The organism is Alicyclobacillus sp. SP_1, from assembly GCF_024706985.1.
Taxonomy (GTDB): domain Bacteria; phylum Bacillota; class Bacilli; order Alicyclobacillales; family Alicyclobacillaceae; genus Alicyclobacillus_I.
In genome coordinates this window covers 1-10,683 of record NZ_JAMCCX010000044.1, presented here as the reverse complement: position 1 = coordinate 10,683, position 10,683 = coordinate 1, and the positions used below count along the sequence as shown (strand labels likewise).

15 protein-coding genes and 1 pseudogene are annotated in these 10,683 nt (G+C 52.4%); 1 reads left to right on the top strand and 15 read right to left on the bottom strand.

Annotation, left to right across the window (positions count from 1 at the left end; translation table 11 throughout):
* Positions 1-56: 56 nt before the first annotated feature.
* The 14 genes and pseudogenes from M4I36_RS11665 to M4I36_RS11605 all read right to left on the bottom strand — a co-directional run bounded on the left by M4I36_RS11665 (position 57) and on the right by M4I36_RS11605 (position 8,347).
* Positions 57-305, bottom strand: coding sequence for a dienelactone hydrolase family protein (locus M4I36_RS11665; protein WP_258111919.1), 249 nt, complete (start codon positions 303-305; stop codon positions 57-59).
* Positions 306-372: 67 nt separating this feature from the next.
* Positions 373-861, bottom strand: coding sequence for a DinB family protein (locus tag M4I36_RS11660; protein WP_258111918.1), 489 nt, complete (start codon positions 859-861; stop codon positions 373-375).
* A gap of 112 nt (positions 862-973) precedes the next feature.
* Positions 974-1,684: a metallophosphoesterase family protein gene (locus tag M4I36_RS11655; RefSeq protein ID WP_258111917.1), complete on the bottom strand. Its 711-nt coding sequence runs from the start codon at positions 1,682-1,684 to the stop codon at positions 974-976.
* A 123-nt stretch (positions 1,685-1,807) separates the two neighbouring features.
* Positions 1,808-2,113 carry a Rossmann-fold NAD(P)-binding domain-containing protein gene (locus M4I36_RS11650; protein ID WP_258111916.1) on the bottom strand — a complete coding sequence of 102 codons (306 nt, stop codon included), beginning with the start codon at positions 2,111-2,113 and terminating at the stop codon, positions 1,808-1,810.
* Between the two features lie 194 nt (positions 2,114-2,307).
* A complete protein-coding gene (locus tag M4I36_RS16900) occupies positions 2,308-2,511 on the bottom strand; it encodes a 50S ribosomal protein L11 methyltransferase (RefSeq protein ID WP_374986114.1) in 204 nt (67 codons plus the stop codon).
* 83 nt (positions 2,512-2,594) lie between these two features.
* Positions 2,595-2,966 carry a VOC family protein gene (locus M4I36_RS11645; RefSeq protein WP_258111915.1) on the bottom strand — a complete coding sequence of 124 codons (372 nt, stop codon included), beginning with the start codon at positions 2,964-2,966 and terminating at the stop codon, positions 2,595-2,597.
* A gap of 218 nt (positions 2,967-3,184) precedes the next feature.
* Positions 3,185-4,006 carry an MBL fold metallo-hydrolase gene (locus M4I36_RS11640; RefSeq protein WP_258111914.1) on the bottom strand — a complete coding sequence of 274 codons (822 nt, stop codon included), beginning with the start codon at positions 4,004-4,006 and terminating at the stop codon, positions 3,185-3,187.
* A gap of 46 nt (positions 4,007-4,052) precedes the next feature.
* Positions 4,053-4,946 carry a phosphotransferase family protein gene (locus M4I36_RS11635; protein WP_258111913.1) on the bottom strand — a complete coding sequence of 298 codons (894 nt, stop codon included), beginning with the start codon at positions 4,944-4,946 and terminating at the stop codon, positions 4,053-4,055.
* The gene (locus tag M4I36_RS11630) at positions 4,943-5,323 is read right to left on the bottom strand and encodes a VOC family protein (RefSeq protein WP_374986118.1); all 381 of its coding nucleotides are present in this window, start codon (positions 5,321-5,323) and stop codon (positions 4,943-4,945) included. The genes M4I36_RS11635 and M4I36_RS11630 overlap by 4 nt, the downstream gene beginning before the upstream one ends.
* Before the next feature lie 78 nt (positions 5,324-5,401).
* Positions 5,402-5,749 (bottom strand): annotated as a pseudogene (locus tag M4I36_RS11625) (N-acetyltransferase family protein); the annotation flags it as partial.
* A 150-nt stretch (positions 5,750-5,899) separates the two neighbouring features.
* Entirely contained in the window at positions 5,900-6,760 is an 861-nt protein-coding gene (locus M4I36_RS11620) for a phosphotransferase (protein WP_258111912.1), read from the bottom strand.
* A 123-nt stretch (positions 6,761-6,883) separates the two neighbouring features.
* The gene (locus M4I36_RS11615; RefSeq protein ID WP_258111911.1) at positions 6,884-7,438 is read right to left on the bottom strand and encodes a histidine phosphatase family protein; all 555 of its coding nucleotides are present in this window, start codon (positions 7,436-7,438) and stop codon (positions 6,884-6,886) included.
* Positions 7,435-7,980 carry a GNAT family N-acetyltransferase gene (locus tag M4I36_RS11610; RefSeq protein WP_258111910.1) on the bottom strand — a complete coding sequence of 182 codons (546 nt, stop codon included), beginning with the start codon at positions 7,978-7,980 and terminating at the stop codon, positions 7,435-7,437. Before M4I36_RS11610 ends, M4I36_RS11615 begins: the two co-directional genes overlap by 4 nt.
* Positions 7,967-8,347 (bottom strand): 2-phosphosulfolactate phosphatase, encoded by a 381-nt coding sequence (locus tag M4I36_RS11605; RefSeq protein WP_258111909.1) that lies wholly within the window; start codon positions 8,345-8,347, stop codon positions 7,967-7,969. The genes M4I36_RS11610 and M4I36_RS11605 overlap by 14 nt, the downstream gene beginning before the upstream one ends.
* Positions 8,348-8,741: 394 nt before the next feature.
* Between M4I36_RS11605 and M4I36_RS11600 the strand changes: the two genes are divergently transcribed.
* Positions 8,742-9,911, top strand: a complete 1,170-nt coding sequence (locus tag M4I36_RS11600) for an alpha-hydroxy-acid oxidizing protein (protein WP_258111908.1) — start codon at positions 8,742-8,744, stop codon at positions 9,909-9,911.
* 107 nt (positions 9,912-10,018) lie between these two features.
* Here M4I36_RS11600 and M4I36_RS16895 read toward each other — a convergent pair whose 3' ends face one another.
* Complete coding sequence (locus M4I36_RS16895; RefSeq protein WP_374986109.1) at positions 10,019-10,237, bottom strand: class I SAM-dependent methyltransferase; 219 nt, start codon at positions 10,235-10,237, stop codon at positions 10,019-10,021.
* Between the last annotated feature and the right edge of the window lie 446 nt (positions 10,238-10,683).

Genomic DNA, 10,683 nt, shown 5'->3' with positions numbered 1-10,683 from the left:
GCCAAGGCTTTTCGCTCTCACCAGAAACGGCGTCTTCAAGGTTCTGCTTGATGCGATTACCTAACTGCGTTGTAGTGATAGACGATTTCTCGCGGAAACTCGAGGGCGACACGCCCGCCGCGCTCCAAAATCTGTTCAAGCCCAATTTCACCGACATACTCCATACCCTCTTCGATCGTCGCAAACACGCGACCTTCGAAGAGATCTGCAACATGGACCGTATGACCGACCTTCCTAATCTGGTCGGCGAAGGAGTCCATACCCGTTGTCCGTCCCATCACGTGGTGAAACAACAGCACCTCCACCCTCTCGTCCCCTCTCTTTCCAACGACTGCTTCCACCGTGTCTCCTACAACTTGCCTTTTCCTATGGTTACTCGTTGTCCGGATAAACCAAGTCCGTATCGGGTGGCGCATACCCAAGTTTGCGCGCTAGCGTGACAATCTGCCCCTTGTGATGAAACTCGTGTGTAATCGTATGGGTCATTAGCCAGAGTGGCGTTAGACCGATCCGGCCCTCAGACTCGTTATAAATCAGCTCTGTAGGGCGGGCCCCGTATGCTTGCAGAAACTCATCCACGACCTCGTCGGATAGCGAAAACCAGCGGCGAAGCATCGCTACGTCGGCAGAGCGCGTCTCCTCTTCCGTGGGATATTCCGGCTTGGACCGAGTGTTTGCGAATCCAACCAGCCAGTGCATATAGCACCCCGCTACGTGCAGGTGAGTGCCAGCGATGGTACCGAACCCGAAGCCGGGCACCTCAACATGCAGCGCCTCAACTGGCACGCTCTCCAAGAAGGCAAACAAACGTTGTCGCGTTTTGCGAACTAAATCATAATGCACCACCAAAAACTCACTCATCTGTTCACGCCCCTCCCAAATTCTATCCTGTGAATTCCATAGCACTGGCTCCATAGCAAACCTGCTCACGGACAATCCAGTGTTCAGGACGACTGCTCCATAGCTGAGTAAATTAGGGTCCTTCTGCCGGGGGATTCAAAACATGATCGGCAAAATCATTCGCCATCGGTACACCGGATTGGCGTATCAGAGCGACCGCATGCTGATAATCGTACTCCGTCTCCCGTAGTTCTACATCAGGACCAAGCAAAGCCCAACAGGCTCCTCGTGCCGCACTTTGAAGCCCGACGCTCCCTGCATTGATAATTCGTTTCCCAAAAACAGTGCGGTCAAATTGAATGTGCGTATGGCCGCAAATAATTGTAAATTGTCTCACTGAGACGACCATCGGTTCAATTTCCGATTCTGGTGTATCTCTTCGAATGGCCTCTTCATCGCTTCGTGGGGAACCGTGAACAAATAAGACTTCACCAAGTCCATCAATATTCACCGTGACATTGTCTTTTAATCCGTTCAAAAATTCCAATTGCTCGTGCGTTAATTGATCGGAGCACCATTGATTTATCTTTGCGGTCCCCTCATCCAGACCTTGTTCGACTCCGTACCGCTCTCCGACCTCTCTGTCGGCGTTTCCTTTTATGAAATGAACATTTCCAACAAGGGACATCACTCGCTCCATAACTAATCTGGGCTGAGGTCCCCAAGCCAGATCCCCCCCGAATACAAACGTATCCACACCGCATCTTTCAGCGTCCAACAATACAGCATCTAATGCTGAGGCATTTCCATGGATATCATAAATTGCCGCTACTCTCTGTGCCACGGTCTGTACCCCTCTTGATCCTCTGTTATGTCACTTGAATATTCAGATTTCATCGCCACTGCGCACTTCGGCTCGATAATGTCGTACCCCGGAAAATTGCGCAATATATATTTATGGATGGGCCTAAGCAAATCCTTCTTCAGTATCAGCCCCCTCGTGTGACGTAGTCGGCCACCAGTTTTCTGACGGATCCGCCAAATCGACCTCGATATGGCTCGCCCGAACACCCATCTGCCGCAGCTCACGTTCGAGATCGTCCGGCCAATCGCACTCTGCTCCCCACGCCATAGACTCTTCGTAGCGGCCCCAGTGCGTGAAGAAAGTATCGGCTCCCTCGTTGGCAAGAGCCCGACAGAGGGCGGTCCCAATTCCCCGCTCCCTGCTCACGCCTGTGACAACTGCAATTCTATGATTCAACCGCTTCGCCATTGTTCCTCCTCCTCAAAATGATGCAATTTTTGTTGGCACACATGTTTCTTTGCCCATGGAAGTCGCCCCGTTGCGCCGAGCAACTGCTTCTCTGAACGAAAAAAACCATGGAGCAGGCGCTCCCACGGCGAAATCTCCTCTTAGTCCGAATGGATCATCGGAATGATAAAAGGCATTTCATCCATTTGAGACCCTTATGGCTTCTGAAGGCGCACCTTCATAAGTGATAAGGATTGTGCGCTGGCAGGATTCGCCCGTGCTACTTCTACCATCACCCTGGAGGACTCCACTCCGATCACAGGTTCTGCACCGAGATCGACCCATGCCCTTGAATAAATCCCCCCGCCGTAGCCGATGTCGGCCACCCTCAGCCCCTTTGGCTTGACACGTTGTTGCATCGTGCGCTGCCAAGTCTCATCCGCGTGACGAGATGCCTATAAGTTCCGATTTTTTTCGTCGTGGAAGTTGATGGGCATGGTGCTCACACCCTCCACTCAAGAAACTCAAGTCGATTGCCGAATGGATCGTCCACATAGAAGCGTTCTGCACCGGGCAGCAATTCATCCTCTGTCACCGAGATGCCATGACTGAGTATGCGTGCCTTCAAAGCCGTCAAGTTCTGCACGTGAATGGCAGGATGCGCCTTCTTCGCGGGGATGAAGTTCTTGTCGATTCCAATGTGTATTTGATGACCGCCGCAACGAAACCATACACCACCGTTTTGTTTTAGCGTCTCCGGTTTTTCGATTTCCTCCATGCAAAGAACGTCAACAAAAAAGTGGCGAGCTTCATCCTCGCATGCGGCTGGAGCTGCAAGTTGAACGTGATCGACCCCGTAAAATGAATATTCCATGACATGACCCCCTTACCTGTTTCCTATCATCCACTATAGGGTGCCAGTGCCATCTTCGAAATAGGATATCACGTTTCCAGATAGACGCATCAGATGTCCAAATCCTACTATGAGCGTTCCTTGATTTACGAATGGTTTGGGGCTAGCCACTGGTTGAACGTCATGTTTTCCACATATCGGATATCCTTCGTTGCTAGACCGAGTCCCCATTCAGAGCCTCAGCGTTCTTCCGACCTCCCTAGTGCCTCAAGATATCGGTCTGCCGACCGCAGCACGCCAGCCTTCGCATCGGATTCAATCACTGTGTTCGCTTGCGTCCCGTACAGTCTGTCAAAGAAAAGCGGTTGCAACCTGTTCCGGACACTCTTTATGATCGTCGCCGACAACGGAATCCGATTCGGAAAGCTATACATAAACGACACAAAGCGGCGGTCAGCCGAGACCGAGACAGTGTCACCCGTGAGCAGAGCCCCTTTGCCGTTCGCACCGGCCTTCCAGAGCAGCACACTCGATCCCGCAAAGTGCCCACCAACATGAACCAATGTCACCTCGGGGTTCAACTCGACCTGTGATCCCTTCCAAAACTGAATCCGGTCGCTCGGCTGCATCACCCACTGTCTGTCATGGTCGTGCAGATAGATAGGCGCCTCAAATCGCTCTGCCCATTCCACCATGGAAGAATAGAAATGTGGGTGTGAGATGGCTATGGCGTGAATGCCACCCATTCCCTGAATCAGTTGGACCGTCACATCGTCTAGGTACGAGATGCAGTCCCACAGGATGTTCCCGTACGGCGTTCGAAGGAGTTTCGCATGCTGGCCAATTGCAAATTCAGGAACCGTTTCGACTCCCAACAGGTTGGGTTCGTGTTCATAAAAGGCGTTTCTGTATCCACCCACCTTCAACTTTTCGAGCGTTGTCCACGTTTGTCCGCCTAATCCGATGTATTGCCGTTCATCCTCGCAAATGAGGCAATGTGCAGGTGGCGTCTCGCTCTCTGCGTATTGTGTGCCGCAAGTCGTACAGATCCACTTGTTCACGTTGAGACCTCCTTTCGACCATAAAAAGAATTCAGACGTGGACTGGTTATGCAAACTCCGCCTCCATCTGCCGGAGAGCATTCGTCACCAGCCCTTCATCACAGACCAACAGTCCATGCAACACACCGTGAAATGGCGCTAGCTTGCGATAAAACCTCTGCCGTGCGCAAAACAATTCATCCACAGGTCCGTCATAAAATGGCGTCAACTCCGGCCACACGTCATATGCGGGGTCGCCCATTCCACAATCGCCAAAATCAATTACACCGATCTCACCCGCCTCTGTGTTGACCAGAATGTGTTCAGCAGCGAGATCGCCATGAAGCAGAACAGGTTCGAATTGAAAGTTCTGTGGACTGGCAAAGAAGTCTTCGATGACGTCTATCACGACGGGACGGACGGGACAACGCAGCAAGGGGATTACATCCTGTCGAATGCGATCCATGAACTTCTGCAACCCTTCTCTCCAATTCCGTGGTCCATCGTCGCTGTTGTCCCCAGTCCATCGAAACCAAGGCACATCCGCTTGTTTGAGGACACCCTTTGGGATGGTATGCAACTCACTAAGAAAATTGCCAATCTCACTTAATACACGATTTCCCATCGATCCCGATGGGATTTCTGACAGTGGGGTGCCCAGTAGCTTCCGGTAACCCACGACTGATACCGAAAAATCTCTACGCGCTGCTCCTATCCACTCGGGCAGCGGAATCCGCGCCTTCACGTACGGCCGAATTGCCTCCAGCACTCGGATTTCTTTGCACATCTGACGTGCTACTGCAGGGCGCTTTGGGATTCGAAAAACGAACGCGTGATTCACTTCTATCGCGATACTGTCCCAGCCTTCTCCGAGTAGTGAGATCCTGTCCAGGGGCAATTCCGGGAAGTACGCACCGAGCAGCGCCTCGTACTGGCCGATATCGGTCTGGTCCCGATTCACTTCCACACCTTCATCCGTTCGCCCAGCGTCCCTGAGTGAAACTCAAGCTGCGTACCATCGGGATCGAGAAAATTGACGGTCCAACCTCCGCCACGCTCCACTGGGCCACGGATCATTGGAACATTTGCCGCTTTCAGAGCATCAACGGTCGCGTGCAATTCATCTTGCGGAATGTAAAACGCCACGTGATCGACGCCAAATTGCGGCCGAGCCATTGGGAGCATGGGCCGCTCCTGTAGGCAAATCCAGGCTTCCCCCCATTCGAGGTAGGCATCCTGCCGCGCGCGATGTACAAGCTTCATCCCGAGCGTTCCAACGTAAAACGCAAGTGACCGTTCAAGGTCAGAGACGTTGATCGTGACGTGGCTGAAACCCATGCTTGCGAAGTTGAGCGCTGACTGCAGTTGGGGCTGGCCCTGTGGAGCGAGAAGGAGCACCATATGGACTTCGTCCCAAGACCGATTGGCCGTTTTCATGGCGTTCGGTTCAATCCCATACACCTGAAAGCCCACAGACTGATAGAGCGCCATCGCGGCGTCGTTATCCTTCACAACAGAGAGACGAAGTTGCTCCACGCCATCTAGTTGCCGTGTCCGCTGAATCAAGTCAGCAAGCAGCTTTCGCCCTATCCCTTGCCGCTGAACGTGTGGCGATACAAACATGGCGAACACGTTCGCGATGTGGCGCGCCTTCGTTGCTCGCTCTCGAACCAGTGTCACCGTGCCCACCAGTTGATTTGATGCATCGCCTACGAAAGCACCCAACGTAAAGCGATGGTCATCCGGTGTAAGTCGTTCGGTCACGAGTTCGAGAGGACGAGAGAAATAATCGTCATAGGTTGTGAGGAACGCTTCGGGATGGGTGGACAACGCTTGAAGCCGAAGATCTCGATAAGCTGATGCATCTACTGCATGAAGGACACGAACATCCACGCTATCACCCCCTCCTTCCGACTAAAGTTGACTCAGTAGGGACGGTAAATTGTGCATATTGCGAGCCAGCCAGTCCATCTCGTGCGCAAATCGCTGAGGGGGTACCGTATGCTGGTCCATGTTCGGCGTGATCCACCAAGTGCTTTCCATATACCATACCATGCGAAGATCTCGTAGAATCCTCCCTGTGGGAAACTCAGGTTGCGTCCGATATCCGTCAAGGAAGCCCTGCGTGGTATCCACGTTGAATGTTTCGCCATCCAAATTGCCAGATAGGATAGCCCTCGCGATATCCAATTCGAGATAGTCGGCATTGAGTCGATCAAAGTCTAAAATCGCCGACAACCCGTCGCCAGAGAAAAGCATGTTATCTGCCCAAAGATCGCGGTGCGCAAATCCGATTTCGGCATTCCTAAATTCACGGATGTCGATAACCTGCAACGCGTTTAATTGGTGCTGCGCGAATGCATACAGCTCATGTTTGTCATTCTGCTCCATGGCCTTCAAGACGTTTTCGAAGTGTCGAATCCGCTCAGGTACTTCCGGGACCATAAATGTCGCTTGGGTTGGAACACCGCCGAGCGTGAGAAGGAGTCGATGCATCAGTCCGGTGGCCATACCGAGCGAATACATCTGACCATAGGTGGCCTGGCCAGGAATGAGTCTCTCTCCTTCACTAAAGGTCATGACCATGAATCGCTGCCCTGAGGGTGTCGAATGAAGCTGTTCTCCCTGATGCATCAGAATTTGTGGACAAGGTAGCCCCTGCGTATGTAGCTCAGACTGCCATCGAAGCGCTCGAACTAAAGCCGATTCATCATACAACCGATATCTGTCCGGATGATAACTCTTGAGCAGAAAGACGCCATGCGTGGTGTCCAACTTTCATTTTTTATTTAGCCATCCACGAACAATCGGTTGCGCATCAAGAACAGTGAACCCGAACATTTTCTGACAGATCTCGATGAGTGCATCACGTTCATCTTCATCAGGTCTCAATTTGATTCACCGACCTTCGCTATGTCCCCAGACTCGTTCCACAGTCGATTCCGATCCGTTCACCGTCACGAGGTACACGTCCGGATTCGTCAGCGCTGCCCATGCCTCGAACCCGAATCGTTCATCGAAGTGTCTCAGCAGCAGCGTCATCAAGTTGCCGTGCGTTACAACCACCGCGCTCCGTTGATTCAAAGCAAACAGTTCGCCGAGCGCGGCAACGGCTCGATTCGTCGCCTGACCACTCGATTCGCCACCATCAAAGGCCAATTCAAAGTCGGAGAACGTTTGCTGCAAACAATCCAGCCAGTTTTCCATGGGTTCGGAACTCAACACTCTCTCCGCGAGTCGCTCATCCACCTGCACGTGCAGATTCGCACGTTTTGCAAACGGCTCGATGCTCTGTATGGCTCGCACGAATGGGCTTGAGAGGATGGCGTCAATCTCCTGCTCGGCGAGAAAGTCCGAAAGTAAGTTTGCCTGCTCGCGGCCAGCGTTCGTCAACGGCGCGTCAGCCGCCTGCCCCGTCGCGGAACAGTGGCGTACAATGTATAGACGTTTCATGAGTGACACCAATCCTCCTTCAGAAGACCGTAGACAACGTGATCGACATAGTGGTCGTAAAGCCACTCCGCCTGACGACAAGTTCCTTCCTCCGTAAACCCGAGTCGTTCCGGAATGGCTCGGCTCTTGCGATTGTCAACCGCTGCCCGGATTTCCATGCGATTCAATCCGTATTCCTGAATTGCGATATGGACCATGGCTCGGCATGCGCTCGTCATGATGCCTTTCCCTTGGAATCCCTCGCCAAGCCAGTACCCAATTGAAGCCGACTTGTTGGCCCAGTTTATGTCATGAAACCCAACCATACCGGCAAACTCTTCTTTGTACAAGATACCAGCTTGAAAGCCGTTGTTGGCGGCAAATTGCTGAAGCGTGGATTGAATGAATGCCTTCGAATCATCCGGGGTTCGCGTGGCATCCACCCAAGGTAGCCATTCCCGCAGATAAGAGCGAGACGCATCTGTTAAAGCAAAGATTTTTTCTGCATCGCGCAATTCTAGCAATTTGAGTTGAATTTCTTCACTGACTTTATGGCAGAACATGATTCTGTCTCCTCTCCATGGCCTGAAATGCGCCATTGACCAACACGGGGACGACATCGGTCTCATTGAGACGACTGGCCATGACAACATCTTCTTGATATCCTCGCGCTATCAGTTCCCGACCAGAAGCGCAATCCACCAACGTGGAGAGCAGATTCTCCTGAACGGATCGAAAAACCGAAACCGCAGATCTCGCCTCCGGAGACAATGCACAGGGATTGGCATCACTCAAAATCGCGCCCGCGCCCAGTACATCTTCTAATGCAGGACGAAGATTGCCGTTCGGCCAGCGTTCTCCAGCCGCAATGACCGCTACGCTTTTCCCGGATTCCATTACCATTTGAGCCACAGCCCGAAAACGTTTCACCGGGCCGCCATGACGCATGGACCTTTTTCGAGTGCATGTCCGGCGTCCATTGCTCAATCACAGGGCAGATTTCGTGATGGCACGTGTTGGACAGAGCGCGAACTTGGCTTAGCGTCTGGTAATCCTCAAATGGCTGCACCGAGCGATATCCCATGCCAAGGCATTTATCCTTGTGCCATATCATGAAATAAAAGGAGAGCATCTGCAAGCGTGTTTGGACGAAGATTGCTATCAATTAGACAACTCTCTATTGGGGTCCTCTGAATTCGCGCAACCCACGTGCTATTAAGAACTTTGAGGATGCAAGGATGAAGGGGCGACCATGCAACTGGTAGATTACAACCATGGACTCCGGTATACTTGCCCTATCAACCGTTTGGGAGGTCCAAACCCGATGAGTCGTCTGGGCTTAGACGCACAATTGAAGATGTATGCACAATCCTTGACTGGAAAATCCACCTGGGATTGGCCTGTATCGATTGAAGATTGGCGCGCACAAGCGCGAGCCACGCTGGCGGACGGTCCGTGGGGTTACTTGGAGGGTGGAGCTGGCGCCGAACAAACGATGAAAAACAACCGGACTGCCTTCGACCAGTGGCGCATCCGTCCGCGGATGTTGCGAAATGTGGCGGATCGCGATTTGCAGGTCGAACTATTTGGCAAAACTTTTGCAACCCCTTACTTTCTGGCACCAATCGGTGTGCAGTCCATTCTCCACTCAGACGCAGAATCCGCTTCTGCTAAAGCAGCCGCAGCTATGCATATTCCGTTTATCACGAGCACCGTCTCCTCGGTCGACTTAGAGACTCTGGCTCGCGATGCAAACGGCGTAGAACGGTGGTTTCAGTTGTATCCTGGTCGCGATCCAGCCATCGTCCGTAGCTTTCTACGCCGTGCTGAAGCGGCCGGATACACTGCGATTGTTGTGACGGTCGACACTACCATGCTTGGTTGGCGGGAGACCGATTTACGAAACCTCTATCTACCATTCCTGTTTGCCGAAGGGGTTGCGAATTTCTTTACAGACAGCGCTTTCCGCGCTCGCCTGAAAGAAACGCCTGAGCAGAACCGACCGGCAGCGGTGCAAGAATTCTTATCCGTGTACGTCAACCCCGCCTTTACGTGGGATGACCTGGCTGACATACGACAGCAGACCCAATTGCCTCTATTGGTCAAAGGACTCACGCATGTAGACGATGTCCAGCAGGCCATCGCGCTTGGAGCGGATGGGGTGATCTTGTCCAACCACGGCGGCCGTCAAGTGGATGGCGCCATCTCATCTTTGGACGCACTCATCGAGGTTCGGCAACATATCGGCCCTGACTTCCCTCTCCTTTTGGATAGCGGGATCCGCCACGCTGCCGATGCCTTAAAGGCCATCGCTCTGGGTGCCAACGCCGTCTTAATCGGGCGCCCTTATGGCTATGCTCTCGCCGTTGGAGGACAAGCGGGTGTCCAGGAACTGCTCAGCCAGTGGGTGGCGGAACTGGACTTGCAACTCGCGTTATCCGGGTTTTCGGCGATTCGTGACTTGGACACCACCTACGTCACGCGCTTGCCCTGAATGCTTTAACGATGGATGGTGCTGGGCCGTCGTGAACGAGAACATGGTGCTCCTTTTGTGCTGCACTATGTCGCAGAGAACCGACGGCTTCCGCATATGCGTTCCGCCTATGCCCCGGGGACGGTGCAGGACACTATGCCAACAGGACAGATGTTTCTTTTCGTAAACACGATATCAAATGTCTCATGAATGCATTCGGGTATCTTGTAGACATCTAAGCAGAAAGAGTTCACATTCAGACCGAGTTCCTCGTTCAAATGTCGGGCAACAGCAATTGCCTCATCTGAAAAATCAACACCTGTAACGTTTGCCCCCAATTGTGCCAACGACAGAGGGTCCAAGCCAAAGTGGCGCTTTGTACGGAGCTACAATTCCCCACTAAATATATCAAATAGGAAATGCGGCTCCATTACACCTTAGAATCTATATACCCCGCTTATCGAATTTTCGCATCCGATAGACTCAGAATTCACTCTCGCATCATTGTTAAGTCCGTCTACTTTAATCAACCACTTCACAACGTTTTTAGGAAGATACTTCAGTCACGGTATTGCAGACTAAGCCACTTGCCCCTTTGGCGAACGACTACCATGTAGGGATATCGCCATAATGAAAAAGTCGGCGTAAAAATCCCCAATAGACTGGCCGCTCCACACAGACCTTGAACAGCCAGCACTTTGCTACTAGGGGTTATGGCCTCTCTCAGGAAAAGTACGTTTTTCTCTCATTTCCTCATTCAATCGCACCATTTCGCATTTGACCATTTCGCGTC

Excerpts from the sequence above, each read along its gene's own strand:
- M4I36_RS11660 (WP_258111918.1), bottom strand. The coding sequence starts at position 861 with ATGAGTGAGTTTTTGGTGGTGCATTATGATTTAGTTCGCAAAACGCGA.
- M4I36_RS11650 (WP_258111916.1), bottom strand. The coding sequence starts at position 2,113 with ATGGCGAAGCGGTTGAATCATAGAATTGCAGTTGTCACAGGCGTGAGC.
- M4I36_RS16900 (WP_374986114.1), bottom strand. The coding sequence starts at position 2,511 with ATGCAACAACGTGTCAAGCCAAAGGGGCTGAGGGTGGCCGACATCGGC.
- M4I36_RS11645 (WP_258111915.1), bottom strand. The coding sequence starts at position 2,966 with ATGGAATATTCATTTTACGGGGTCGATCACGTTCAACTTGCAGCTCCA.
- M4I36_RS11630 (WP_374986118.1), bottom strand. The coding sequence starts at position 5,323 with ATGGGTTTCAGCCACGTCACGATCAACGTCTCTGACCTTGAACGGTCA.
- M4I36_RS11615 (WP_258111911.1), bottom strand. The coding sequence starts at position 7,438 with ATGAAACGTCTATACATTGTACGCCACTGTTCCGCGACGGGGCAGGCG.
- M4I36_RS11610 (WP_258111910.1), bottom strand. The coding sequence starts at position 7,980 with ATGTTCTGCCATAAAGTCAGTGAAGAAATTCAACTCAAATTGCTAGAA.
- M4I36_RS11600 (WP_258111908.1), top strand. The coding sequence starts at position 8,742 with ATGAGTCGTCTGGGCTTAGACGCACAATTGAAGATGTATGCACAATCC.